This is a genomic window from Burkholderia sp. AU44665, from assembly GCF_030504405.1.
GTDB classification, from domain to species: domain Bacteria; phylum Pseudomonadota; class Gammaproteobacteria; order Burkholderiales; family Burkholderiaceae; genus Burkholderia; species Burkholderia semiarida.
Genome location: NZ_JAUJRI010000001.1, coordinates 749,344 through 774,239 on the forward strand (window position 1 = coordinate 749,344; position 24,896 = coordinate 774,239).

21 protein-coding genes are annotated in these 24,896 nt (G+C 69.5%); 8 read left to right on the forward strand and 13 right to left on the reverse strand.

Annotated features, from left to right (window positions below; genetic code table 11):
• Positions 1–51: 51 nt before the first annotated feature.
• The 6 genes from QZM15_RS03325 to QZM15_RS03350 all read right to left on the reverse strand — a co-directional run bounded on the left by QZM15_RS03325 (position 52) and on the right by QZM15_RS03350 (position 7,759).
• Positions 52–591, reverse strand: a complete 540-nt coding sequence (locus QZM15_RS03325; protein ID WP_302105801.1) for a DUF4303 domain-containing protein — start codon at positions 589–591, stop codon at positions 52–54.
• 126 nt (positions 592–717) lie between these two features.
• Positions 718–1,929, reverse strand: a complete 1,212-nt coding sequence (locus tag QZM15_RS03330; protein ID WP_302105802.1) for an MFS transporter — start codon at positions 1,927–1,929, stop codon at positions 718–720.
• 241 nt (positions 1,930–2,170) lie between these two features.
• Positions 2,171–3,757, reverse strand: a complete 1,587-nt coding sequence (locus tag QZM15_RS03335; RefSeq protein ID WP_302105803.1) for a trypsin-like peptidase domain-containing protein — start codon at positions 3,755–3,757, stop codon at positions 2,171–2,173.
• 363 nt (positions 3,758–4,120) lie between these two features.
• Positions 4,121–5,023: a hypothetical protein gene (locus tag QZM15_RS03340; protein WP_302105804.1), complete on the reverse strand. Its 903-nt coding sequence runs from the start codon at positions 5,021–5,023 to the stop codon at positions 4,121–4,123.
• 45 nt (positions 5,024–5,068) lie between these two features.
• Positions 5,069–5,914, reverse strand: a complete 846-nt coding sequence (locus tag QZM15_RS03345; protein WP_302105805.1) for a CPBP family intramembrane glutamic endopeptidase — start codon at positions 5,912–5,914, stop codon at positions 5,069–5,071.
• Between the two features lie 366 nt (positions 5,915–6,280).
• On the reverse strand, positions 6,281–7,759 hold the full coding sequence (locus tag QZM15_RS03350) for a PLP-dependent aminotransferase family protein (protein WP_302105806.1): 1,479 nt from the start codon (positions 7,757–7,759) through the stop codon (positions 6,281–6,283).
• Between the two features lie 180 nt (positions 7,760–7,939).
• Between QZM15_RS03350 and QZM15_RS03355 the strand changes: the two genes are divergently transcribed.
• On the forward strand, positions 7,940–9,142 hold the full coding sequence (locus QZM15_RS03355; RefSeq protein WP_302105807.1) for a GNAT family N-acetyltransferase: 1,203 nt from the start codon (positions 7,940–7,942) through the stop codon (positions 9,140–9,142).
• Positions 9,143–9,165: 23 nt separating this feature from the next.
• On the opposite strand, the gene QZM15_RS03360 is transcribed toward QZM15_RS03355, so the two are convergent.
• Complete coding sequence (locus tag QZM15_RS03360) at positions 9,166–9,648, reverse strand: DUF3331 domain-containing protein (protein WP_099317524.1); 483 nt, start codon at positions 9,646–9,648, stop codon at positions 9,166–9,168.
• A 201-nt stretch (positions 9,649–9,849) separates the two neighbouring features.
• On the opposite strand from QZM15_RS03360, the gene QZM15_RS03365 reads away from it, so the two are divergent.
• The 4 genes from QZM15_RS03365 to QZM15_RS03380 all read left to right on the forward strand — a co-directional run bounded on the left by QZM15_RS03365 (position 9,850) and on the right by QZM15_RS03380 (position 13,956).
• Positions 9,850–10,590 (forward strand): GNAT family N-acetyltransferase, encoded by a 741-nt coding sequence (locus tag QZM15_RS03365; RefSeq protein ID WP_099317525.1) that lies wholly within the window; start codon positions 9,850–9,852, stop codon positions 10,588–10,590.
• 345 nt (positions 10,591–10,935) lie between these two features.
• Positions 10,936–12,000, forward strand: coding sequence for a 2,3-butanediol dehydrogenase (locus QZM15_RS03370; RefSeq protein ID WP_059585032.1), 1,065 nt, complete (start codon positions 10,936–10,938; stop codon positions 11,998–12,000).
• Between the two features lie 333 nt (positions 12,001–12,333).
• Positions 12,334–12,990 carry a VC0807 family protein gene (locus tag QZM15_RS03375; RefSeq protein WP_059585133.1) on the forward strand — a complete coding sequence of 219 codons (657 nt, stop codon included), beginning with the start codon at positions 12,334–12,336 and terminating at the stop codon, positions 12,988–12,990.
• A 99-nt stretch (positions 12,991–13,089) separates the two neighbouring features.
• A complete protein-coding gene (locus QZM15_RS03380) occupies positions 13,090–13,956 on the forward strand; it encodes a CPBP family intramembrane glutamic endopeptidase (RefSeq protein ID WP_302105808.1) in 867 nt (288 codons plus the stop codon).
• Between the two features lie 27 nt (positions 13,957–13,983).
• On the opposite strand, the gene QZM15_RS03385 is transcribed toward QZM15_RS03380, so the two are convergent.
• The 5 genes from QZM15_RS03385 to QZM15_RS03405 all read right to left on the reverse strand — a co-directional run bounded on the left by QZM15_RS03385 (position 13,984) and on the right by QZM15_RS03405 (position 19,707).
• Complete coding sequence (locus tag QZM15_RS03385) at positions 13,984–14,964, reverse strand: aldo/keto reductase (RefSeq protein WP_302105809.1); 981 nt, start codon at positions 14,962–14,964, stop codon at positions 13,984–13,986.
• A gap of 159 nt (positions 14,965–15,123) precedes the next feature.
• A complete protein-coding gene (locus tag QZM15_RS03390; RefSeq protein ID WP_059639557.1) occupies positions 15,124–15,795 on the reverse strand; it encodes a MarC family protein in 672 nt (223 codons plus the stop codon).
• Positions 15,796–15,933: 138 nt separating this feature from the next.
• On the reverse strand, positions 15,934–16,734 hold the full coding sequence (locus QZM15_RS03395) for an enoyl-CoA hydratase-related protein (RefSeq protein WP_302105810.1): 801 nt from the start codon (positions 16,732–16,734) through the stop codon (positions 15,934–15,936).
• A gap of 39 nt (positions 16,735–16,773) precedes the next feature.
• On the reverse strand, positions 16,774–18,096 hold the full coding sequence (gene paaK, locus QZM15_RS03400) for a phenylacetate--CoA ligase PaaK (RefSeq protein ID WP_059585028.1): 1,323 nt from the start codon (positions 18,094–18,096) through the stop codon (positions 16,774–16,776).
• Positions 18,097–18,150: 54 nt separating this feature from the next.
• Positions 18,151–19,707 carry a 3-hydroxyacyl-CoA dehydrogenase gene (locus QZM15_RS03405; protein WP_302105811.1) on the reverse strand — a complete coding sequence of 519 codons (1,557 nt, stop codon included), beginning with the start codon at positions 19,705–19,707 and terminating at the stop codon, positions 18,151–18,153.
• 547 nt (positions 19,708–20,254) lie between these two features.
• On the opposite strand from QZM15_RS03405, the gene QZM15_RS03410 reads away from it, so the two are divergent.
• Positions 20,255–21,343: a calcium:proton antiporter gene (locus QZM15_RS03410; RefSeq protein ID WP_059639561.1), complete on the forward strand. Its 1,089-nt coding sequence runs from the start codon at positions 20,255–20,257 to the stop codon at positions 21,341–21,343.
• 142 nt (positions 21,344–21,485) lie between these two features.
• Here the strand turns inward: QZM15_RS03410 and QZM15_RS03415 are convergent, their stop codons facing one another.
• Entirely contained in the window at positions 21,486–22,394 is a 909-nt protein-coding gene (locus tag QZM15_RS03415; RefSeq protein ID WP_059585024.1) for a LysR substrate-binding domain-containing protein, read from the reverse strand.
• 113 nt (positions 22,395–22,507) lie between these two features.
• Between QZM15_RS03415 and QZM15_RS03420 the strand changes: the two genes are divergently transcribed.
• Entirely contained in the window at positions 22,508–23,446 is a 939-nt protein-coding gene (locus QZM15_RS03420; RefSeq protein ID WP_302105812.1) for a 2-hydroxyacid dehydrogenase, read from the forward strand.
• 64 nt (positions 23,447–23,510) lie between these two features.
• Positions 23,511–24,875 (forward strand): MFS transporter, encoded by a 1,365-nt coding sequence (locus QZM15_RS03425; RefSeq protein ID WP_302105813.1) that lies wholly within the window; start codon positions 23,511–23,513, stop codon positions 24,873–24,875.
• Positions 24,876–24,896 lie beyond the last annotated feature (21 nt).

Below are 24,896 nucleotides of genomic sequence, written 5' to 3' on the forward strand. Positions count from 1 at the left end.
GCCGTTTGCGGGGCGGCCGGCCGGGGCCGCCCCGCGAGATCCCGATGCCGGTCAGTCGTAGCGGCGCAGGAAGGCGTCGGCGACGGCCGGCGGATTCAGCGCTTTCGCCGACGCGTTTTCCAGCGCCTCGGCCGCGTCGTCGTCGCTGATCGACACGAACAGCGTGAGGGCCGCCCTGGCGTCGCCCGTGCCGAACACGCCGTCGCGATCGAGCAGCCGCAATGCCGCGATCATGTCGGCGTGCAGTTGCCGGGAAAATTCCGTGAAGCGCGACTGGACGAACTGCGGGCTCAGCACTTCGTCGGCCAGCCTGCCGCAGATCGCGTTGAACGGCGACGCCTCGGCCGCCGCGTACGCCCACTCGGACACGCCCCACACGAACCGCGGATCGTCGTCCGCGACCGCCTGTTGCGCGCAAATCCGGCGCAGCCCTTCGACCGAATTGGCGGCCGGCACCACCGTCATCGCGCCGCTGTCGGTGTACAACGCAAACGCATAGAAATGCTCGTCCGGGTGCAACGCGCGGAGCGCCCTGAAGGTCGCCCTCGCGGCATCGGCAATGTCCCGCTGGAAATCAGAAAAGTCGCTCATCGCATCCTCGTCCAGTCGCCCTTCTCGCTCGCCGGGACACGCGGCGCGCCGATCGTGCGTCATCTCCCGGCATGCGGCGGATTGTCCGCCATTCGGCCGCGCGCCGGTACCGGGGCGCACCCGCGCTCACCGCGCGGCGTCCCGTCCGTCGAATGCGCGCACGCACACGGCGGCCGCCAGCGCGATCGCCGCCGACAGCAGCATCATCGCGAGCGGCAGGTAGCCCGCGTTGGCGGGGGTCAGCAGCGCGCCCGTCAGCGCCGACAGCGCGGCGCCGCCGCCGATCGTCATCGCGCCGGCCAGCCCCGACGCGCTGCCCACCAGCGCCGGGCGCACCGACACCGCGCCCGCATGCGCGCCGGGATTGCTCAGTCCGTTGCCGAAGCCGACCAGCACGCACGGCCCGAACCACGCAAGCGCGTGCGTCGCGCCGCCGATCATCAGCGCAAGCCCGATCAGCGGGCCCGCGCACGCGACGACCCGCCCGCACAGGATCGTCGTGGCCAGCGCATGGCGGCGCGCGACCCGCGCGGCCAGCAAGCTGCCGCCCACGAAACCGGCCGTCATCGTCCCCATATAGAAGCCGAGTTCCGCCGACGCGATGCCGAACCGCGTTTTCGCGGCGAGCGGCGCACCGGCCAGGAATGCATAGAACGCCCCCGTCGAAAACGCCATGCACAGCGCATAGGCCCAGAAACGGCGCGCACGTAGCAGCGCCGGATACGCGCGAAGCTGCTGCGCGAAGCTCGACGGCCGGCGCGTATGGGTTTCGACGAGATCGAACGTGCACCAGCCGAACAGCGCGATGCCGACTGCGCCGAGCAACCAGAAGCTCGCGCGCCAGCCGACCGTCTGGTCGAGCGCGCCGCCGAGCGTCGGGCCGAGCATCGGCGCGAACGCGGCGGCCATCGCCGCATAGCCGATCCGGCTCGCCGCGCGCGCGTCGCCGACGGTATCGCGGATCGCCGCCATCGACACGGGATAGACCGACGTGATCGCCGCCTGCATCAGCCGGCAGACGAGAAACACGCGGATATCGGCCGCCATCGCGCAACCGAGCGAACCAAGCGCGAACAGGGCGACGCTCGCCAGCACGACCGGCCGCCGCCCGAACCGGTCCGACAGCGGCCCCGTCACGAACTCGAGCGACGCGGCCACCGCCGCATACCCGCCGAGCGACAGCGCGACGAGCGCATAGTCGGTGCGCAGGTCGCGCACGATAGCCGTCAGCGACGGCAGGAACAGGCTCAGCGGCAGGACCGACAGCGCGCACAGCATGATCAGCGTGGCGTGCCGCGGCGACGCCGGGGCGGAAGCGGTCGACGGGTTCGATGGCAAGCGGATGCCCTCCCGCGCACGGGCCGCGCGGCCGTGCGCAACGCAAAAAAAAAGCCCCCGAACGAGTCGGGGGCGCATGGGTACCGGCGCGATCCCGCTACCGGGCCCTGCGCCTGTGGACTACTACGATCAAGCAAGCCGTTTTCATGCCGAATGGCTCCTGAATGTCATGAATGCGTGGCGGCGAACCGCCAGCGATATCGGCCGATGTTAGGCGGACCACACCAGCCGCGTCAACGCCCTAACGCGCGCGCACCGAGACGAACTTCCGCGCGTTGTTGCGCTGGATCAGCACGGCGATCACGCTGCCGCCGTTCGCTTCGAGCGACGGCACGTCGTCCGGCGTCTCGAGCAGCGTGTCGTTGAGCGCCAGCACGACGTCGCCCGGCTGGATGCCCGCGCGCGCGGCCGGGCCGTGCACCGCGTCCACCATCATTCCGACCGCGAGCCCCGTCGAACGGCGCTCGTCATCGCTCAACGCGTGCATCGTCAGCCCGAGGCGGTCGCCGTGGTCGCCTGCTTCGCCCGCGGCCGGCCCCGGCCCCAACCGTGCAGCGGCCTTCGGCGCGGCCGTGCCGATTGTCGCGGCCGGGCTGCCGGCCGCATCGTCGGCGCCGACGATCGTCAGCTTCACCGGCGCACGGTTGCGGATCACGCGCAGCGGCGCCTTCGCGCCGGGCGGCAGCGCGGCGGCCAGGTCGTCCAGTTCCGCCGAGCGGCCGATGGCCTTGTCGCCCATCTTCACGATCACGTCGCCGGGCTTCAGCCCGGCCGCGGCGGCCGGCGAGCCGGGCGCGACGCCGTTGACGAGCGCGCCGGCCGGACGCGGCAGCCCGAACGCCGCGGCCAGACCGACGCCGACGTCCTGCACGTCGACGCCGAACGCGTTGGCCGACGGCGGCGCGCCCGGGGCGGGCGCCTGAGCCGGCTGCGCCTGCATCTGCGCCTGCTGTTGCGCGCGCAACTGGGCGCGCACCTTGGCCGCGAATGCGATCGGGATGGCGAACGTCGTGCTCGCGTAGCGGTCGGCGCCCGTATAGACCTGCACCGCGATGCCGATCACGTCGCCCGCGCGATTGAACACGGGGCCGCCCGAGTTGTCCGGATTCGGCGCGATGTCGGTCTCGAAGAACGGAAACGCGCTGCCGTCCGGCAACCGGCGCGACGTCGCGCTGACGATGCCGGCCGTGACCGTGTTGCCCGATCCGTCCGGCGCGCCGATCGTCATCACCGGCTCGCCCGCGCGGACTTTCGACGAATCGCCGACGCGCACGAACGGCAGCTTCGTCGCGTCGACGTGCAGCACGGCGACATCGCTTTGCGGATCGACGGCCAGCACCGTCGCCTTGAATTCGCGGCGGTCGGTGAGGCGCACCGTCACGTCGGTCGCCTCGTCGACCACATGGGCGGACGTCAGGATCAGGCCATCGGCGCTGACGATGAAACCCGAGCCGCTGCCGGACACCGCGCGCGGCGCCGGATCGGGCGCCTGCGCCTGCGGCCCCTGCGCGGCCGGCGGCGCGCCATGTCGGAAGAACGCGGCGAGCGGATCGTCGGGATCGAGGGCGGCAAAGGCCGGGCCGCCGGTTTGCGGATCGGGGGTGGCGGCCATGACGGTCACGACCGCCGGGCCGTAGCGCTCGACGATCGCCGGGAAGTCGACCGGCATCGCATAAGGCGCGGCGGGCGGCCGCGCCTTCATCGCCGGCGGTGCGGCGTGCGGCGCGAGCGTGCCGGCAACGGCGGCGGGCGACGGCAGGATTCCGGCGAACACGCCCCCGATCAACGCGGTGCGAAGCACGGCGCGAGCAAGCGTCTGGCAAACCACGGCGCACCTCCCCCGGCAGCCGCGACGCCGCCCTGCGCGAGACGCGCAGGCGTCCGACAAGCACCGGTACACCCAACCATTTATAGCGCAAGCGCCGGTTGGGACATACGAATCGAAACCCGTATGCCGGAAGGTGTCGCGGTGGTGGAACCGCGACGGCGTTCGTTTCGAACAAACTGCGCGGTTCGTCAATCCGAATATTCACCACGCATCGCTCACTGTGCGCGTCGCCGCCACCTCATCGTCGCGGTCCGCGGCCACCCATTTGCCGGTCGCGCATTGCCGACAGACCGCATGCGGCGCACAAACAGCGAACGGTTCGTCATCGGCCTCCTTCCGTCGACGAACCGGCATCGACTCGAGTCAGTGACACGACAACACCACGACCCCGCCAACGCCTTGCGTGTTCGGCACCGCCGCCGTGTAGCCGACGGCAACGAGCGGCTGAGCCGCGTCATGTCCGACGACGATCGATTGAATCGTCGCGGGCCCGGCGGTCTTCAACACGCCGTTCAACGGCACCTGCGTGTACGTCAACCCGTATTGCGCGCTCCCGAGCTTGATCGACAAGTCCAGCGTGGTGAGCATGCGCGTGACCGGATCGAGCGTGGCCGAAGCCGACACGAGCGTCCCGTTCGTGCCGCCCTCGTTGCTCGCCACCGTGTCGGCGATCACCTGCGTACACGAAAGTGGGCCGCCCGTCGCGGGCAACGACAGCGGCGTGCCGACCGCGTAGTGCACGCCCTGCGTATCGGCATAGGTATTGCCGTCGGTATCCATCGCGCGATTCCACCGGCCGATCGCCACATCGGTGCCGACGCCCTGGATCTCGGTCACGGCCCCGTGGTCGAGTCCGAGGCAGTCGGTCGCCGCCGCCGACGACGCCAGCGTCGTAAACGCGCCGCTTCCCTGCTGAACCAGGCTCGTTGCCGGCACATCGGCCGCCGTCATGTTGCGATTCTTCGCCCACTCGCTCGGCAAATTCGGCACCACGAGCACCGCGAGCTGGCCGTTGTTCGCCGCGACCGGCGACGCAGCGCCCGAATAGCTGAAGCTGCCGTTCGGGCGGCAGGCCGTGGGGACGGACGGCTGGGCAGGCGCGCCCGGCGCCGGCGTTGCGGGCGACGGGACCGTCGGCGTTCCCGCCGTGTCGTTGTTCGACGCGTTGCTGCCCGTTTTGGCCGCGCCACCGTCATCGCCGCCACATGCCGTCAGCATCAACACAGTACTCGCCAGCCCCACCAGACAGACTTGCTTGCCCCGCATGCTTCACCTCGTTTGCTCGTTGTAGAAACCCGTCACCGCGCGCGTTCAGTTCGCGCCATCGTTGTTTGCCATACCGGCCGGCGCCATTCGCAGCGCATCGACCGACTTGACCAGCCCCCATGCGCCGACACCGCCCAACGCAAGCGCGCCGAACCACCAGGAAGCCGGCCAGATCTCGAGCAGGCTCTCCTTGGCAAGGACGAACGGCGATTTCAGCGCGACGATCACCACGGCCGTGTTGTAGCAGGCATGAATCAACATGCCCGGCAACAGCGATCGGGTAGCCGCATAGAGTTTTCCGATCAGCAAGCCGAGTCCGAATGCGAGCACGAACTGATAGACGTTCATATGCGCAAGACCGAACACCGCGGCCGAATGGGCGATAGCCGTTCCCTCCGGATACTGTCGCAGGAAGCTGCGCAGCATCACGCCGCGAAACAGCATCTCTTCGAGTAGCGGCGCAATCACGCAGGTCAATACGATCAGGCCGAGCCCGCCGTTGACATACACTTCCCGGGCTTCATCGCGGCTGCCGCTCCACGAGAAAAACTGCCCGATGCCGACTTCCAGCACGCTCATCGCCACCACCAATGCCGGCGTAATCAGCACGACGGGCACGAAAAATCGCCCGATCGTCGTTCGCCAGGAATCGACGCCATCGTGCAGCAAGCGACGGTAGGTGAATTTGCCGTGATGAAGCAGCACCGTAAATACGAGCCCATTCGCGAGCACGCGCCCGATACTGACGATCGCCATCGGTTGCAGGCCGGCGCCGCGACCGGCCGACCAGATGATCGAGTTCGTCACATACTCGACCATGTTCAGCACGACGACGATAAAAAACGCTTCCAGCAGATTCGGGAAGCAATAGCGGCTTGAATCCGATTTCATGTCGTTCTATACGGTTTCGCAGGCGGCATATGCGGTGGTCGCGCACTCGGATGCCTGCGGCCGATCTCGTCGCGATCGGCATTGTTATTTATTGGAGCACTCGGCCGACGCGACTCATCGCGGCCTGCGTTCTCCGATATCCAGTGACGGCACAAAAGTAACCGTTTGTTACGGAGCGAAATCGTCGCTCATCGCAGGAGCCGTGACAAGCGACATTGACCATTTTTTACGATGGAAAAGACAAAACTTTCGATTCAGGCTGCGCGATCGGAAATCGACAATATCGAGATATCGGCCGGATTTTTAAAATATTGAATGATTTGCGGCCCGCCATGGCCTTTAAAGCGCCGGTATTGAATCCACCCGTCACGCATGACTCGCGCCCACCCGCTCCGCGATCGCCGACACCACCCGCAACATCGGCTCGAACGCATCCGCGGACGTATTGCCGAAACCGAGCACGAGCCCGTTGCCGGCCCGCCCCGCATCGATCGCGAAACCCGACAGCGCAAACGGCCCGATGCCGTGCGCGCGCGCCGCTTCGACGATCGCGCGATCGCGATAACGCGCCGGCAGCCGCAGCGCGAGATGCAGCCCGCAGGGGCCGCCCTCGACCTGGTGCGGCACGCTCAGGCTGCTGTCGAGCGCGGCGAGCAGCTCACGCCGCCGGTCGCGATACAGCCGGCGCATCCGGCCGAGATGCCGGCCGTACTCGCCCGTCTCGATGAAATCGGCGAGCGCGAGCTGCACATGGCGCGTCCCGCCGCGCAGCATCTCCGGCAACGCCGGCCGCACGGCGGCCAGCAGCGTGTCGGGCAGCACGAGAAACCCGATCCGCAGCGCCGGAAACATCGTCTTGCTGAACGAGCCGAGATAGACCACCGGCGAATCGGCCGCGAGCCCCTGCATCGCGCCGATCGGCTCGCCGGTGTGACGGAATTCGCTGTCGTAGTCGTCCTCGATGATCCATGCGCGATGGCGGCGTGCCGCATCGATCAGCGCCAGCCGGCGCGAGATCGACAGCACCGCGCCGGTCGGGAACTGGTTCGACGGCGTCGTGTAGACGAGGCGCGGCGGCCGCTCGCGCCAGTCGTCCGGTTCCGCGCGCAGCCCTTCCGCGTCGACGGGCATCGGCACGACGTCGAGGTCGGCCGCCTGCATCGCGGAGCGCGCGCCGCGATAGCCGGGCTCCTCGACCCACACCGTATCGCCCGGATTCGTCAGCAACTGCGCGCACAGCGCGATCGCGCCCTGTGCGCCTTCGGTGATCGCGATCTGCTCGGGATCGCAGCGCACGCCGCGCGTGACGGCCAGGTGGCGCGCGATCGATTCGCGCAACGCGGGCTCGCCGAGCGGATCGCCGTACGCGAGCAGATCGCGGCCGGCGCGGCGCAATGCGCGATCGATTGCATGCCGCCACGCGTCCACCGGGAAATGCGACAGCGCGGGCACGCCCGGCCGGAAGCCCTCCGATTCGCCGGTGCCGACGAGGCTCGGGCGAATCCGGCCGAGCCGCTGCGCGACGGCTGGCGGCGCGGCACGCCGGCGCGGCGGCGCCGGCCGCGACAGCCCGACGACCCGCGTGCCGCGACGGTCCGACTGCAGGAAACCTTCGGCGACGAGCTGCTCGTATACGGCGGCCGTCGTATTGCGCGACACGCCGAGCGTGTCGGCCAACGCGCGCGTGCCGGGCAGCCGCGTGCCGGCCGGCATCGCGCCGCCGAGAATCGCGTCGCGCAAGCGGCGCAGCAGCTGGCGCTGCAGCGACGGGGCGCCGGGCGTACGCGCCAGCGGCGCATCGAGCGGCAGCGACGGCGTGTCGCCGGGAGGAAAGGCAGTCGTCATCGGAACATCGCGGCGTGAAGAGGTCGGAACGGGACGGATGGTGAGCGGCGTACGGCTGGCGGCCACCGACCGTGGCACCATAAATTTACCGCACGCTGGCGCTTCTCATGGTACCTCGCCGGGACTACGATCGTCTGCATGCCGGCATGTCGCCGGCCGCCAACCGAAGCGAGATCGACCTTGCCCACGCTCACCAACGCTTTCCAGCAGCCCATCGGCCAACCCGTTCCCGACTGGTCCGCGCGCCCGCGCCCCGAGCGCATCGCGCTCGAAGGCCGCTACTGCCGGCTCGAACCGCTCGACGCCGAACGCCACGCGGCCGATCTGTACGCCGCGTACGCGCAGGCGCCCGACGGCCGCGACTGGACCTATCTGGCGCACGGCCCGTACGCCGACGCGTCCAGCTACCGCGACTACGCGCGCGGCGCGCAGGCGAGCGCCGATCCGCTGCACTACACGGTGATCGATCGCGCCACGGGCCGCGCGGTCGGCACGCTCGCGCTGATGCGCATCGATCCGGCCAACGGCGTGATCGAGGTCGGTTCCGTCACGTTCTCGCCGCTGCTCAAGCGCACGCCGGTATCGACCGAAGCGCAGTTCCTGCTGATGAAGTATGCGTTCGATACGCTCGGCTACCGCCGCTACGAATGGAAGTGCGACGACCTGAACGCGCCGTCGCGCAAGGCGGCCGCGCGCCTCGGCTTCCGCTACGAGGGCACGTTCCGGCAGGCGATGGTCTACCGCGGCCGCAATCGCGACACCGCGTGGTTCTCGATCATCGACGGCGAATGGCCGGACGTCCGCGCCGCGTTCGAAGCCTGGCTCGCGCCGGAGAATTTCGACGCCGAAGGCAACCAGCGCCAGTCGCTCACCGCGATCCGCCACGCGCAGGCCAACGCGCGCGACGCGGCCAGCCGCGCGAACGACGCGACGCGCGTCACGGTGCGCCCGCTCGTCGCCGCCGACGAAGCCGCATGGCGGCCGCTGTGGCAGGGTTACCAGACGTTCTATGACACCGCGCTGAGCGACGCGGTGTTCGCGACCACATGGGCGCGCCTGATGGATCCGGACGAGCCGATGTTCGTGCTCGGCGCGTTCGATGCGTCGGGTGCGCTGGTCGGGATCGTGCACGCGATCTACCACCGCTCGTGCTGGACCGAAGCGCCGTACTGCTACCTGCAGGATCTGTACACGGCGCCCGACGCGCGCGGCCAGGGCGCGGGCGGCGCGCTGATCGAGGCCGTGTACGAACGGGCCCGGGAAGCCGGCGCGAGCCGCGTGTACTGGCTCACGCACGAGACCAACACGACCGCGCGCGCGCTGTACGACAAGCTCGCGAACAACGCCGGCTTCATCCAGTACCGGCACGATCTGAAGAAATGACGTCGCTCCCCGACGGCCGATGTTCAGCCATGAACATCGGCCGGATGGCGTGCGCCACCGTCTTCCGGCGCGCCATCGTGCGCCGCACCGGCCACGCCCGGCACCGCGGCCGGACAGATCATCTCGTCGCCATTGGCCGGCACGGGCCGCCGCACCGGCCGGAACACCGGCTCGCCCGGCTCGATCGGCTGCCCGGACAGCGCGCAGCGCCCGGGCTGCAACGCGACGCGCAGGCGCCAGCGCTGCTCGCCGTAATGACACCGGCCGCTCTCGACCCAGCGCACCAGCAGCGCGTCGTCGCCCGCCTCCAGCACCGTGACGAACAGTTGCGGGCGCAACGGCGACGCCGCGGCGGCCGCGTGCTCCGGAATCGGCGTACGGCCGATCGTCACGAGCGGATGCGCGACCGCGCCGCCGCGCGACGGCATCGCATCGTCTTCGTCCAACGCCGACGCGTCGCACGACAGGTCTTCTTCGCAGATCGGGCTTTCCATGGTGTTGAGCATGCTTGGCGGCCGCGTGCAACGGGATGCCGCACGCGAGCGCAATCGGACTGGCGCACATGATACAAATTGAAGTTAACTTCAAGTAAAGAGGTAGCCTGCGCAACGGTCCGTTTCGGCGATCGCGGCAATGGCCGGCGCGACACGCGACGGCATCCTGGTCTAAGCTGGCGCCTTCGCCCTGACAACGCCGCGCCCCTACGCATGCCGACCGCCTCCCCCGCCCCGGCCACGCTGTTCCCGCTCGACGAAGCCTGGTCCGATTTCCCCCGCCGCAAGGCGGCCGTACGCGCGTTCATCGCCGGGTACTGCGCCGCGCGCGACCGGCGCGACGCGCCGCTGCACGACGGCCCGGACGGCCATGTCGTGCAGTTCGACCGCGCGATGGGCCGGCCTTTCGAGCATTTCATGATCGAGGGTGCGCCCGAATCCGGCGCCGGCCCGTTTGCCGTCGGCGCGTGGATCACGCGCTACGGCGCGGCACCGCTGCCGCCCGCGCTGCGGGGCAGGACGCGCCGGCTGACCGACGAGCATTTCATGGCCGCCGATATCGACGGGCTGTCCGGCGACGACGCGCTCGCGCAAGCGCTGGCCTGCGACACGCCGGACGCGATCCAAGCGTTCAACACGAGCGGCGCCTTCCCGCCATTCCAGCCGAATCCCGCCGCGTTCCTGTTCGCGCACCGGCTCGACGGGCAGATCGCGGCCACCGCGCGCTACGGCTTCGCGTCGCCCCGCGATATCGTCGTCGACCGCGTCGGGACGGCGGACGCATACCGGCGCCGCGGCCTCGCAACGCAACTGCTCGCCGCGATCGTCGCGCACGCGCGGCACCGCGGTGCGCGCCGCGTGTGGCTCATCTCGACCGAAGCCGGTCAGCCGCTGTACCGCGCCGCCGGATTCACGTCGCTCGCCGCGGTTGCCGTGGACGAAGTGCTCGCCTGAACGCGAAGCGGGCAACGCCCCCGTCACGTTCGTCTCGCGATTCGTCTCATCACGGTGAGACGAACGTCCCGCCGTCTCACCCCGCCCGCCGTTTCGCTATCGCAGCAGAGCCGACGCTCCGTTTCTTCCGAATCGTTGCCGGCCGCCGGAAAGCGACATGGTGCAACGCACGCCACGCGTGCTTGCGCTTGCCATGCACAGCCCTGATTCACGCTGGCCCCGTTCCTGCATACCGGTCGATCGCGCAATCGCGCGACGGGCGCACCGGCAGCATTGCCGCGCACCCGACGACAACCCGACGGAGACAGCAACGTGAGTACACCGGCATCGATCACCCCGCCCAGCATGAAGGCCGCCGTCTGGCATGGCCGCCACGACATCCGCGTCGAAGAGGTTCCCGTTCCGCAGCGCCCGCCCGCGGGCTGGGTGACGATTCGCGTGCATTGGTGCGGCATCTGCGGCTCCGACCTGCACGAATACGTCGCCGGGCCCGTGTTCATCCCGGTCGACGCGCCGCACCCGCTGACCGGCCTGAAGGGCCAGTGCATCCTCGGCCACGAGTTCAGCGGCGAGATCGCCGAGTTGGGCGCGGGCGTGTCGGGCTTCGCGGTCGGTGACCGCGTGACGGCCGACGCGTGCCAGCATTGCGGCACCTGCTGGTACTGCCGGCACGGGCTGTACAACATCTGCGAGAACCTCGCGTTCACCGGGCTGATGAACAACGGCGCATTCGCCGAATACGTGAACGTGCCGGCCGAGCTGCTGTACAAGCTGCCCGACGATTTCCCGACCGAGGCCGGCGCGCTGATCGAACCGCTCGCGGTCGGGCTGCACGCGGTGAAGAAGGCCGGCAACATCGTCGGGCAGACCGTCGTCGTGGTCGGCGCGGGCACGATCGGCCTGTGCACGATCATGTGCGCGAAGGCCGCGGGCGCCGGGCGCGTGATCGCGCTGGAAATGTCGGCCGCGCGCAAGCAGAAGGCGCTGGAGGTGGGCGCGAGCGTCGTCATCGATCCGAAGACGTCCGATGCGATCGCCGAAGTCAGGGCGCTGACGGGCGGCTACGGCGCCGACGTGTCGTTCGAATGCATCGGGCACACGGCCACCGCGAAGCTCGCGATCGACGTGATCCGCAAGGCCGGCAAGTCGGTGATGGTCGGCATCTTCGAGGAACCGGCGCCGTTCAACTTCTTCGACATCGTGTCGACCGAGAAGGAAGTGATCGGCTCGCTCGCGTACAACGGCGAATTCGCGGACGTGATCCGCTTCATCGCGGACGGCCGCATCGACGTGCAGCCGCTCATCACCGGGCGCATCGCGCTCGGCGACATCGTCACGCGCGGCTTCGAGGAACTGGTGAACCACAAGGACCGCAACGTGAAGATCATCGTCCAGCCGGCCGTCTCCTGACCGCACGCGCGCGCCCGCGGCATCCGCGGCATCGATTCGCGCCGCGGCGCGCAGGCCGCCGCTATGCCGTCGTAGCGTCGCCCCTGCGCCGGCGGCGCGCGTGATTCCGCCTCCCTTTCCCGCGTGGCGTGGCGCGCAACCCTCATCACCCCGGTCCGGGGCAGCCGTCACGCCGCGTTCCATCCGGACGCGGCACGCGGAAACATTCACAACCCCGAGCCCCGCGCGATTCTTCGATATACTGGACCGAACCCTTTTCAGGGCATTGTCGAGGCAACCGGGGGCGACCACGCCTTTCGCGCGTTCGCCCCGACCTGCGTGGGATGGCGCACCGTGAAACCGCGAGCCGGACTGATACTCGAACTCTTCGTCAACCTCGTGCTGCCGTGGGTAGCCTATCGGGTCGCGCATCCGTATTTCGGCGAAACCGGCGCGCTGTACGCGTCCGCGGTTCCGCCGATCGTCTGGTCGATCGTCGAATTCATCCGCTCGCGCCGCATCGACGCGGTGGCGGCCATCGTGCTGCTCGGCATCACGCTGTCGATCGTCGGGATGGCGTTCGGCGGCAGCCCGCGCACGCTGCTGATGCGCGAATCGATCGGCTCGGGCACGATCGGCATCGTGTTCCTGCTGTCGCTGTTGCGCGAACGCCCGCTGATCTACTATCTGGCCCGCGCCACCGTGGCCCGCGAGATGGACGGCGGCGCCGCGCACTTCGAAGCCGTCTGGGACGCGCAGCCGGGCCTGCGGCAGATGCTGCGGCTGATGACGTTCGTGTGGGGCGCGATCATGACGCTCGAGATGCTGCTGCGCTGGTGGATGGTCGCCAACTGGCCGGTCGAACGCGTACTCGTCGTGTCGCCGGTGATGGGCTACACGGTGTTCGGCTGCCTGCTGCTGTGGACGTTCTGGTATCGGCGGCGGATGCGCGTGCGCAACAGCGTCGACATCCCGGGCCGCGGCGGCGTCACGGAAACCGCCGGCCGCTGACACGCGGTGCGCCGGCTGCCCGGCCGATGCCGCCCGGCCGCGTTTCACGGCGCCTGCTGTATGATGCGCGGCGTCTCGTCCGCCCATCCGTTTCCCGTCATGTCCCTTTCGCTCCTTCCGTGTGCCACGATCTGGATCGCCCTGTTCGCGGCCGCCGCATTCGCATGGCACCGCCCGCTGCACGGCCTGAGCATCGGCCTCGCCGTGCTCGGCTATGCGGGTGCGCTCGCATTCGGCCAGCTTGCGCCGATCACGCTGGCGCCGTTCGCGCTGCTGATCGCGGCCGCGTGGGGCGTGCTGCCCGAGCGCCCGCTCGCGGTGCGCATCGTGGCGCACCTCGTCTTCGCCGCGCTGGCGATCGCGCTGAGCCTGCACCTGATTCCGGGCTTCCACAATCCGCGCGTGATCGGGCCGATCCGCTTCACGCCGGACGCCGCGCCATTCACGATGTACCTGAACTTCGACAAGCCGCTCGTCGGGCTGTGGCTGTTGTGGGTGCTGCCGTGGGTCGCCCCCGGCGTCGCGCTGGCGCGCGCGCTGCGCACCGGCGTCGTGGCGGCCGTCGCCACGGCCGCCGCGTGCCTGGCCGGCGCGCTCGCGTTCGGGATGGTCGGCTGGGCGCCCAAATGGCCGCCGTCGGGCTGGCTGTGGCTCGTGAACAACCTGTTGCTGGTGACGCTCGCCGAGGAAGCGCTGTTTCGCGGCTACGTGCAAGGCGGGCTGACACGCATGTTCCGCGCGTACTCGTGGGGCCCGTGGGTCGCGCTCGCGGCCGGCGCGGTGCTGTTCGGCGCCGCGCACGCGGCGGGCGGCTGGCAATGGATCGTGCTCGGCACGGTGGCCGGCGTCGGCTACGGCCTCGCGTGGCGGCGGGGCGGACTGCTCGCCGCCGCGCTCGCGCACGCGGGGCTGAACGTCGTCCACTTCGGCCTGTTCACCTACCCGATGCTCGCCGCCGCGCACTGAACGCGGCGCAGGTACCGCCGCCGTCGCTCAGTTGAACCCGGCGACCGCGTGCGGCACGTACGGGCGTTCGAGCGTGGCGATTTCATCGTCGGTCAGCTTCAGCGCGAGCGCGCCGAGCGCATCGTCCAGTTGCCGCGGCTTCGAAATGCCGACGATCGGTGCGGTCACGCCGCGCTTTTGCGCGACCCACGCCAGCGCGACCTGCGCCCGCGGCACGTTGCGCGCGGCGGCGATCGCCGCGACGGCCTCGACGACCGCCTTGTCGGCGTCGGCCGTGGCGTCGTACAGCCGCTGGCCGACGTCGTCCTTCTGCTGCCGTTCCGACGATTCGTCCCAGTTGCGCGTCAGGCGCCCGCGCGCGAGCGGGCTCCACGGAATCACCGCGATGCCTTCGTCCGCGCACAGCGGCAGCATTTCGCGCTCTTCCTCGCGATACAGCAGGTTCAGGTGATTCTGCATGCTGACGAAGCGCGTCCAGCCGTTCTGCTTCGACGTGTGCAGCGCCTTCGCGAATTGCCACGCGAACATCGACGAGGCGCCGATATAGCGCGCCTTGCCGGCCTTCACGACATCGTGCAGCGCCTCGAGCGTCTCCTCGATCGGCGTGCCGTAGTCCCAGCGGTGAATCTGGTAGAGGTCGACGTAGTCGGTGCCGAGCCGCTTCAGGCTCTGATCGATGTCGGTCATGATCGCCTTGCGCGACAGGCCGGCGCCGTTCGGCCCCGGCCGCATCCGGTAGAACACCTTGGTCGCGATCACGACGTCGTCGCGCTTCGCGAAATCGCGCAGCGCGCGGCCGACGATCTCCTCGGACGTTCCGTCCGAATACATGTTCGCGGTGTCGAAGAAATTGATGCCGGCCTCGACCGCCTGCTGGATGATCGGGCGGCTTTCCGCTTCCGGCAGCGTCCACGGATGCGTGCCGCGCGACGGCTCGCCGAACGTCATGCAGCCCAGCACCAGCTTCGACACGTCCAGCCCGGTCGACCCGAATTTCACGTATTCCATTGCACGCCTCGCCAATCAGGTGGGGATTGCGGCCGGATGCGCGCCGCGCATCCGCCAGACGTCGCATGGTATCCCGCATGCCGCGAACGCGCATGACCGCGCGCCGCGTGCAGGCTGCGTGAAAGGAGGCCCCTTGAAGGATGAACCGGGTGGCCCCGGTTATCTGGCCTGGTCGGCGAGCGGTTGCAGGAACGCGGAGAAGCCGGTCAGCATGATCTGCACGCCGATGCACAGCAGCAGGAACGCCGACACGCGTTTCGCGACCTTCGTCCCTTCGCTGCCGAGGTAGCGCGCGAGCAGCGCGGAGCGGCTGTAGACCTGCCAGATCACGAGCGCGACGAGCACGGACACGGCGATCGACACGATGCTCGACAGCGCGAACTCCGACAGCTTGTGCGTGCGGTTCGCGTTCAGCGCGATCGCGGTCGCGATCGAGCCGGGGCCGACCGTCAGCGGCATGGTCAGCGGGAAGAACGCGCGCGTCATGATCGCGTTCGCGTCGATCGGCTTGACCGGCGTGTCGCCGCCGCCCGGCCCGTCCGGTTCGTTCAGCATCTGCCAGCCGGCCACGGCAACCGCGAAGCCGCCGCCGATCCGCAGCGCTTCCATCGAGATCCCGAAGAAATGCAGCACCGGCGTGCCGGCGAAGAAGGCGACCATCAGCACGACGAACGCATTGAACGCGACCTTCCGCGCGAGCAGATCGCGTTCATGCGCGGTGAGCGCCTCGGTCCGCTCGAGAAACAGGAACGCGATGCCGATCGGATTGATGATGCCGATCAGGCCGGTAAAGCCGAACAGGATCTCGGAGACAAGGCGGTTGACGATCATCGTGCGAAGCATCGGTCGGGACGGGGCCGGCAGCGCGCCGGGGGTCACGCATTGTAGTGCAAGCGCCCGTGCCCGAGACGCAAAATGCGGCAGCCCCCGGTTTCCGCGTCGATCGCCGTGGATGTTCGTCGCGCAGCCTTATTCGGCGCCCGTCTCCCACGCCGGCGGCCGCTTCGCGAAGAAGGCCGCGAAGCCTTCCTTCGCTTCCGGCGTCGCCCGCACGCGGGAGATCGTCTGCGCGGTGAACGCCGCGCGCTCATCCGACGGCGGGTACTCGCCGATCGCATCGAAAAAGCGCTTGATCTCCATCAGCGCGTGCGGGCCGTTGCGGCCCAGTTCCGCGAGCGTCCGCTCGAGCGTGTCGTCCAGCGCATCGAGCGGCACGGCCTGATGAATCAGCCCGATCGCGACGGCTTCGGCGGCCGCGAGCTGCGTCGCGGTCAGCGCGAGACGGCGCGCCTGGCGTTGCCCGACCGCCTCGACCAGATACGGGCCGATCACGGCCGGCAGGATCCCGAAGCGCGCCTCGCTGACCGAAAAGCGCGCGTGGTCGCTCGCAATCACGATGTCGCACGCGGCGCACAGGCCCACCCCGCCGCCGAACGCGTGGCCCTGCACGCGGGCGACCGTCGGTTTCGGACATTGCCGGATCGCGCGCATCATCGCGGCGAACCGCTCGGCGTCGCGCAGGTTCGCGGCCGCGTCGTTCGCGCTCGCACGCTGCATCCACTGCAGGTCGGCGCCCGCGCAAAATGCGCGGCCGTCCGAACGCAGCACGATCGCGCGTACGTCGTCGCGCCGGCCGAGCGTCGCGAACGCGTCGGTCAGCTCCGCGATCATCGTCTCGTCGAACGCGTTCAGCACGTCGCCGCGCTGCAGCGCGACGGTCGCGATACCGCGCGCATCGACCGTGACGGCCAGGGTCTTCAATCCATCCATCGAACAGGTTTCCTCGGGTAGAACGGCATCCATCGGCAATCAGGCGGCCTGGCGGCGATCGATCACGCGCCGCGCCTTGCCGGTCGCGCTCGCGGGAATGCCGCCGGCCGCGAGCACCGTCACGCCGGACGACACGCCGACCATCGTCTTGATCCGGTGCTGCAGCTCGCGCGCGAGCGCCGCGCGATCGGCGTCGGAAACGGACGCCGCCGCCTCGGAGCGCAACTCGACTGCGAGGTCGAGCCGGTCCATGTGACCGTCGCGCGACAGCGTGATCTGGAATTGGCCCGACAACTGCGGCAGCGCGACGACGATCTCCTCGATCTGGCTCGGGAACACGTTCACGCCGCGCACGATCAGCATGTCGTCGGAGCGGCCCGTGATCTTCGCGAGCCGGCGCATCGCGCGCGCGGTCGGCGGCAGCAGCGCGGTGAGGTCGCGCGTGCGGTAGCGGATCACCGGCATCGCCTCCTTCGTCAGCGACGTGAACACGAGCTCGCCCTGGCTGCCGTCGGGCAGCACTTCGCCGGTGACCGGGTCGATGATCTCGGGGTAAAAATGGTCCTCCCAGATCACCGGGCCGTCCTTCGTCTCGACGCATTCGCACGCGACGCCCGGGCCCATCACTTCCGACAGCCCGTAGATGTCGAGCGCGTCGATGCCCGCGCGCGTCTCCACTTCGTCGCGCAGCGCCTGCGTCCACGGTTCGGCGCCGAAAATGCCGATCTTCAGCGACGATTCGGCCGGGTCCATCCCCTGCCGCACCATCTCGTCGATCAGGTTCAGCATGTACGAAGGCGTGACGAGGATGATCTTCGGCTCGAAATCGCGAATCAGTTGCACCTGCTTCTCGGTCTGCCCGCCGGACATCGGCACGACCATGCAGCCGAGCCGCTCCGCGCCGTAGTGAATCCCGAGACCGCCGGTGAAAAGCCCGTAGCCGAACGCGTTGTGCAGCGTATCGCCCGGGCGGCCGCCGGCCGCGCGGATCGAGCGCGCGGTCACGTTCGCCCACGTATCGATGTCGCGCGCGGTGTAGCCGACGACCGTCGGCTTGCCGGTCGTGCCGCTCGACGCGTGCACGCGCACGACCTGCTCGCGCGGCACCGCGAAGAGGCCGAACGGATAGTTGTCGCGCAGATCGCTCTTGGTCGAGAACGGGAACTTCGCGAGATCGGCGAGCGACTTCAGATCGTCAGGATGCACGCCTGCCGCATCGAACGTGCGCCGATAGTGCGGGACGTTGTCGTACGCGTGGCGCAGCGACCACTTGAGGCGGTCGAGCTGCAGCGCCTGCAGTTCGTCGCGGCTGGCGGTCTCGATCGGCTCGAGGGCGGCGGCGGGGTGCGTCGGGTGAGTCATCGGGGGCTCCTCCAATGGAGTGATGTCGTTATCGTGTTCGAGGTGACGAGGCGGTCACGACCGGAACGTGCGGCCGGCCGCATGCAGCGCGGCGAGCCGCGGCGACACGCGATAGCGGTCCTCGCCGTAGCTCGCTGCCAGGTTCGACAGCACGCGGTGCACGCGGCCGATGCCGATCGCATCGGCCCACGCGAGCGGGCCGCACGGGTAGTTCACGCCCTTCTCCATCGCGAGGTCGAGATCGGCCGGCGAGCACACGCCCTGGTTCACCGTGTCGGCGGCTTCGTTCGCGAGCATCGCGACGGTGCGCATCGCGACCATGCCCGGCACGTCAGCCAAGCCGACGACGCGAAAGCCCGCCTGCTGAAAGAGCCCGACCGCATCGGCGTACGCGGCGTCGCCGCACTGGAGCGCGCGCGTCAGCGCGACGAGCCCGGCCTGAGCGTAATCGCGTGCGAGGTCGACGAGCACGAGATCGGCCACGCCGGTTTGCGCGGCGCGCGCCGTGGCCGTCCGGCCGTCGGTCAGCGCGATCGACGCGCGGCCGGCCGTTGCGAGCAGTTCGTCCGGCTGCACGCCGGCCTGCCGGACGCCGTCGATACGTTCGGCCAAGCGTGCGTGCAACGCGGCGGCCGGGCCGTCCTGCGCAAACAGCACGACGTCGGCCGGCGCGGCGCGCGGCGGTTCGAGATCGGGGGCGGGCGGCGGCGCGCCGTCCGCATACGAATAGAAACCGCGCCCGGACTTGCGCCCGAGAAAGCCCGCGTTCACGAGTTCCTGCTGGATCAGCGACGGCGTGTAGCGCGGGTCGTTGAAGTACGCGCGGAACACCGACTCGGTCACCGCGAAGTTCACGTCGTGGCCGATCAGGTCCATCAGCTCGAACGGCCCCATCCGGAAGCCGGCGGCTTCGCGCATCACCGCGTCGATCGTGGCCGGCGCGCCGCCCTGCTCGTTCAGCACGCGCAGCGCCTCCGCGTAATACGGCCGCGCGACGCGGTTCACGATGAAGCCCGGCGTCGATTTCGCCATCACCGGTTGCTTGCCCCATGCAGCGGCGGTCGCAACGAGCATCCGGGCGATATCGGGCGCGGTCGCGAGCCCGCTGACCACCTCGACGAGCGCCATCAGCGGCGCCGGATTGAAGAAATGCAGGCCGGCGACGCGCTGCGGCACGCGCAGCCCGGCCGCGATCGACGTGATCGAGATCGACGACGTGTTGGTCGCCAGCACGCACGCGTCGTCGACATGGCGCTCGAGGGTCGCGAAGATCTCGCGCTTCACGTCGAGCCGTTCGGCCGCCGCCTCGACGATCAGCGCGGCGCCCGCGAAATCGGCCAGCGCGTGCACCGCGCGGATCCGGTTGCCGGCCGCGTCGGCCTGCGCCGGTTCGAGCCGGCCCTTCTCCGCCAGCCGCGCGAACTGTGCACGGATGCCGGCCAGCGCCTTGTCGCAGGCCGCTTCGTTCAGGTCGTACAGCAACACCGGATGGCCGGCCGCCGCCGCGACCTGTGCAATGCCCGCGCCCATCGCGCCGGCCCCGATCACGCCGACGACGGCCGACGGCGCCAGCGCGCCCGAGTTCACCGAATGTGCAGAGGAAACAGCCATCGCTTGCGATCCGTCATGAAGTGGAAGTGCGAGCGATTATAAACCGACCGGTCGGTAGATTTATGTCAGGGTGCGCCCGAATGTGCCTTGCAAGAGACCATGACGAAAACCGCAACGACAAAAAAATCGAAAGAGCGCGGCACTTTTTGCAAACCGAAAGGTCAATGTAAGCGCTCGAATATGAGATAGCGACCCCGCAACGCCTGATAAAATTCGACAAATTGCCGGATTGAAGGGGGAAACGCGTGTCGCGCCGTCACCGCCGTCCATCGCCGGCCGTCCTTATGGGGGCGAATCGAGCCACCGGCCCGCGCGTCGCCACCTATGCTTGTCTCGCTGTCCGCAGGCAGCCGCATCGAACCGTTTCGTCCCGCGACGGGCCTCGGCCCGCCCGCGCCCCTCGCCGCGTCGCGGCAGCGAACCCGGGCAGCGCCATTGCGCGCTGCCGCCCTTCGGTTTCATCGTCCTCGTTCGGCGGATAGTACGGCCGGGCTTCATCAACCCGTGACGGCGCGTCGCGCGCCGCCACTCGCATAAGGAAACCCTCATGCCGCTCTCGTCCAACCAGCTCCCGCGCTGGACCCTCTGGGCCCCGCTTGCCGCCTGGCTGGTGCTCGCGCTGTCGCGCGTCGTGCCGGCCGAAGGCCTCGTCATCGCGGTGTTCGCGGCCGCGCTCGCCGGCGCCGTGTTCTCCGCCGTCCACCATGCGGAAGTCGTCGCGCACCGCGTCGGCGAACCGTTCGGCACGCTCGTGCTCGCGGTTGCCGTGACCGTCATCGAAGTCGCGCTGATCGTGTCGGTGATGCTCGGCGCGGGCCCCGAGAAATCGGGCCTTGCCCGCGACACCGTGTTCGCCGCCGTGATGATCATCTGTAACGGCATCGTCGGCATCTGCCTGCTGGTCGGCGCATGGAAGCACGGCGAACAGGATTTCCAGGGGCGCGGCGCGAGCAAGGCGCTCGCGGTGCTCGCGTCGCTGTCGGTGCTGTCGCTCGTGATGCCGAACTACCTGAACGCCGCGCCGGGCCCGTTCTTCTCGAAATCTCAGCTTGCGTTCGCCGGCGTCGCGTCGCTCGTGCTGTACGGCGCATTCGTGTTCGTGCAGACCGTGCGCCACCGCGACTACTTCCTCGCCGAGCACGACAGCGCCAACGAAGCGGTGCACGCGGCGGCGCCGAGCAACCGCACCGCGGCCATCAGCATGGTGCTGCTGTTCGCGAGCCTCGTCGCGGTCGTGCTGCTCGCGAAGCTGCTGTCGCCGGCCGTCGAGCACGCGGTGCTGAAGCTCGGCGCGCCCGAAGCCGCGGTCGGTATCGTGATCGCCGCGCTCGTGCTGCTGCCGGAAGGGCTCGCGGCCGTCACCGCCGCGCGTGCGAACCGGTTGCAGACCAGCATGAACCTCGCGCTCGGGTCGGCGCTCGCGAGCATCGGGCTCACGATTCCGACCGTCGCGGCCGTGTTCATCTGGGTCGGCCAGCCGCTCACGCTCGGGATCGGCGCGATGGAAACCGTCCTGCTCGCGCTCACGCTGCTGGTCAGCACGCTCACACTGAGCCAGGGGCGCACGACGGTGCTGCACGGCGTCGTGCACGTCGCGCTGTTCGCCGCGTACCTGTTCCTGTCGATCACCCACTGACGGGCCTGTGCCGCGGCCCGGCGGATGCGCTCCGCCGGGCCGCGTGCACGTCTTCGAGCCCCGCCCTCATCCCTCCCTTCACGCCGCCGTCAGCGGGCCGCCATCGCACGTCGCGCCACGCGGAACGGGCGAGCAAGCGCCGCTAGACGCCCGCGTCGTCCGTGCTTTCGGTCAGAAACCGCTCGACCATCGCGTTGAACACCGGCAGCGCCGGGTTGTCGTTGTCCGCGCGCCAAGCGAGATACAGCTCCGCCGCCACGTTGACGCCCGCGAGCGGCCGGAACACCACGCCGTCGACATGAAGCTCGCGCGCCGACGCCGGCACCAGCGCCGCGCCGAGCCCCGCGCGCACGAGGCCGAGGATCGTATGCGTCTGGCCGACGTAGTGCAGGTAGTTCGGCAGCCGCCCGGCGCCCGCGAACATCCCCGAGATCATGTCGTGGAAATACTTGCCCTCGTTCGGCGAATACGCGATGAACGGCTGCCGGTCGAGCTCGTCGGGGCCGATCTGCTCGTAGGCCGCGAGCGGCGCGCCTTCCGCGACCGCGACGAGCATCGGCTCGCGCTGCACGAGCCGGTATTCGAGCGGCTGGCGCGCGGCGCGCTGGCGCACGAAACCCGCGTCGAGCATCCGCGACGCGAGCGCGTCGATCTGCACGGTCGACACCATCTCCCGCAGTTCGACGTCGACGTCCGGCAGCGCGTGCGCCGCATGCGCGAGCAGCACCGGGATCATCCGGTACGCACTGACGGCCGTGAACCCCAGCGTGATGCGCCCGGCCCCGCCGTGCGCGACACGCTGCGCGGCCTGCTCGGCCCGCGCGGAGAATTCGAGGATGTGCCGCGCATCGCGCAGGAAGCGCTCGCCGGCCGCGGTCAGGCTGACCTGCCGGCTGCTGCGCTCGAGCAGCGCGATGCCGAGCGCGTGCTCGAGCAACTGAATCTGCCGGCTGAGCGGCGGCTGGGTCATGAAGAGCCGCCGGGCCGCGCGGCCGAAATGCAGCTCTTCGGCAACCGCGACGAAGCAGCGAAGTTGGTGCAGTTCAATCATTCAAATCTTGAATCAATCGATAGTCTTTTGATGTTAGACGCATATCGATGCGATTTCTATACTCGGTTCCACCTGATGCGCGGCCCGCGCCGCGCACGACGACCGAGACCTTCATGACCATCGACATCCTGCTGACCCAGCCGCTCCCCGACGCGATCGACGCCGAACTCGCCGCCCGCTACACCGTGCACCGGCTGTATGCGGCCGAGCAACCGGAAGCACTGCTCGATCGCGTGGCGCCGCGAATTCGCGGCGTCGTGACGGGCGGCGCGAACGGCCTGTCCGCCGCGCTGATGGAGCGGCTCGGCGCGCTCGAGATCGTCGCGATCAACGGCATCGGCACCGACGCGGTCGATCTCGATCGTGCCCGGGCGCGCGGCATCCACGTGACGACGACGCCCGACGTGCTGACCGACGACGTCGCCGACATGGCGCTGGGGCTGATCCTGATGACCCTGCGCGACCTCGGCGCCGGCGAGCGGATCGTGCGCGCCGGCCGCTGGGGCAAAACGACCCAGCCGCTCGCGACGCAGGTCACGGGCAAGCGGCTCGGCATCGTCGGGCTCGGCCGCGTCGGACGCGCGATCGCGCAGCGCGCGCGGGCGTTCCGGATGCCCGTCAGTTACTTCGGGCCGTGCGAGCATCGCGACAGCGGCTATCGCTTCGTGCCCGACCTCGCCGCGCTCGCGCATGACAGCGACGTGCTCGTGATCGCGGCCTCGGCCGATCACGGCAACGTGCTCGTGACGGCCGACGTGCTCGCCGCGCTCGGCCCCAAAGGATTCCTGATCAACGTCGCGCGCGGCAAGCTGGTCGACGAAGCCGCGCTCGTGCGCGCGCTGGCCGACGGCACGATCGCCGGCGCCGGTCTCGACGTGTTCGCGAACGAACCGCACGTGCCGGCCGCGCTGCTCGAACTCGACCGCGTCGTCGTGCAGCCGCACCGCGCGAGCGCCACGCATGAAACGCGCGAGGCAATGGGCCGCATCGTGCTCGCGAACCTCGCCGCGTGCTTCGCGGGCCAGCGCCCGCCGACCAGCGTCACGCACTGAGCGCGGCGCCGCCCCTTCCATTACGACACGGATGCCTCCGCACGACGGAGGCCAGGAGACACGCATGTCCAATCGATCCAGCGGCGCCGCCGTCGCCGCCTCGCCCGCCGCATCGCGCACGATCGGCCGCGTCCGTTATGCGGTCCTCGCGCTGATTTTCGCGGTTACCGTCGTCAACTACGCGGACCGCGCGACGATGTCGATCGCCGGCACCGGCGTCGCGCACGACCTCGGGCTCACGCCCGTGCAGCTCGGCGTCGTCTTTTCGGCGTTCGCCTGGGCCTATGCGATCGGCCAGATTCCGGGCGGCTGGCTGCTCGACCGCTTCGGCGCAAGGCGCGTGTACGGCCTGAGCCTGTTGCTGTGGTCGGTATTCACGATGCTGCAGGGCACGGTCGGCGCGTTCGCCGTGCACGGCGCGGCCGCGACGCTGGCGCTGTTCGTCATGCGCTTCATGCTCGGGCTCGTCGAATCGCCGGCGTTTCCGGCCAATTCGCGGATCGTCGCATGCTGGTTCCCGACGGCCGAACGCGGCACCGCGTCGGCCTTGTTCAATTCCGCGCAATACATGGCCGTCGTGCTGTTCACGCCGGCCATGGCATGGCTCACGCATGCGCTCGGCTGGGAACACGTGTTCCTGTGGATGGGGCTGCTCGGCATCGCGCTCGCCGCGCTGTGGTTCGCGTGGTATCGCGAGCCGCACGGCCACCCGCGCATGACGAACGCGGAGCGCGACTACCTGCGCGCCCACGGCGCGCTCGTCGATCTCGAGGCGAACCGTATGCGCGAGCGGCCGCGCGCGTCGTGGCACGACGTGTCGCAACTGTTCCGCCACCGGAACCTGTGGGCGATCTACATCGGCCAGTACTGCATCACGGCGCTCACCTACTTCTTCATCACGTGGTTTCCGATCTATCTGATCAAGGGGCGCGGAATGACGATCATGGAAGCCGGCTGGGTCGCCGCGCTGCCGGCGATCTGCGGCTTCACGGGCGGCGTGCTCGGCGGCGTGCTGTCGGACTGGCTGATCCGGCGCGGCATGCATCCGTCGAAGGCACGCAAGACGCCGTTCGTCGCGGGGATGGCGATGGCGACGCTGCTCGTGCTCGCGAACGGCGCATCGTCGAACGCGGCCGTGATCGCGCTGATGACGGTCGCGTTCTTCGGCAAGGGGCTCGCGGCGGTCGGGTGGGCCGTGCTCGCCGACACGGCGCCGGAAGGCATGGTCGGGCTGAGCGGCGGCGTCTTCAACGGCCTCGGCAACATCGCCGGGATCGTCACGCCGCTCGTGATCGGCTACTTCGTCGCCAGCACGGGTTCGTTCGCCGGTGCGCTGTGGTTCGTCGCCGCGCACGGGCTGATCGGCATGGCCGCGTACGGGTGGCTCGCGGGCCGCTTCGAGCGGATCCGCATCGCGCCAGCCGCATGAACGCCGCGGCGGCACACCGGC

Coding starts and splice junctions, on each gene's coding strand:
- QZM15_RS03365 (WP_099317525.1), top strand. CDS start 9,850: ATGCCGACCGCCTCCCCCGCCCCGGCCACGCTGTTCCCGCTCGACGAA.
- QZM15_RS03410 (WP_059639561.1), top strand. CDS start 20,255: ATGCCGCTCTCGTCCAACCAGCTCCCGCGCTGGACCCTCTGGGCCCCG.
- QZM15_RS03405 (WP_302105811.1), bottom strand. CDS start 19,707: ATGGCTGTTTCCTCTGCACATTCGGTGAACTCGGGCGCGCTGGCGCCG.
- QZM15_RS03415 (WP_059585024.1), bottom strand. CDS start 22,394: ATGATTGAACTGCACCAACTTCGCTGCTTCGTCGCGGTTGCCGAAGAG.
- paaK (WP_059585028.1), bottom strand. CDS start 18,096: ATGACTCACCCGACGCACCCCGCCGCCGCCCTCGAGCCGATCGAGACC.
- QZM15_RS03385 (WP_302105809.1), bottom strand. CDS start 14,964: ATGGAATACGTGAAATTCGGGTCGACCGGGCTGGACGTGTCGAAGCTG.
- QZM15_RS03420 (WP_302105812.1), top strand. CDS start 22,508: ATGACCATCGACATCCTGCTGACCCAGCCGCTCCCCGACGCGATCGAC.
- QZM15_RS03360 (WP_099317524.1), bottom strand. CDS start 9,648: ATGCTCAACACCATGGAAAGCCCGATCTGCGAAGAAGACCTGTCGTGC.
- QZM15_RS03350 (WP_302105806.1), bottom strand. CDS start 7,759: ATGACGACTGCCTTTCCTCCCGGCGACACGCCGTCGCTGCCGCTCGAT.
- QZM15_RS03425 (WP_302105813.1), top strand. CDS start 23,511: ATGTCCAATCGATCCAGCGGCGCCGCCGTCGCCGCCTCGCCCGCCGCA.
- QZM15_RS03325 (WP_302105801.1), bottom strand. CDS start 591: ATGAGCGACTTTTCTGATTTCCAGCGGGACATTGCCGATGCCGCGAGG.
- QZM15_RS03390 (WP_059639557.1), bottom strand. CDS start 15,795: ATGATCGTCAACCGCCTTGTCTCCGAGATCCTGTTCGGCTTTACCGGC.
- QZM15_RS03380 (WP_302105808.1), top strand. CDS start 13,090: ATGTCCCTTTCGCTCCTTCCGTGTGCCACGATCTGGATCGCCCTGTTC.
- QZM15_RS03340 (WP_302105804.1), bottom strand. CDS start 5,023: ATGCGGGGCAAGCAAGTCTGTCTGGTGGGGCTGGCGAGTACTGTGTTG.
- QZM15_RS03345 (WP_302105805.1), bottom strand. CDS start 5,914: ATGAAATCGGATTCAAGCCGCTATTGCTTCCCGAATCTGCTGGAAGCG.
- QZM15_RS03395 (WP_302105810.1), bottom strand. CDS start 16,734: ATGGATGGATTGAAGACCCTGGCCGTCACGGTCGATGCGCGCGGTATC.
- QZM15_RS03370 (WP_059585032.1), top strand. CDS start 10,936: ATGAAGGCCGCCGTCTGGCATGGCCGCCACGACATCCGCGTCGAAGAG.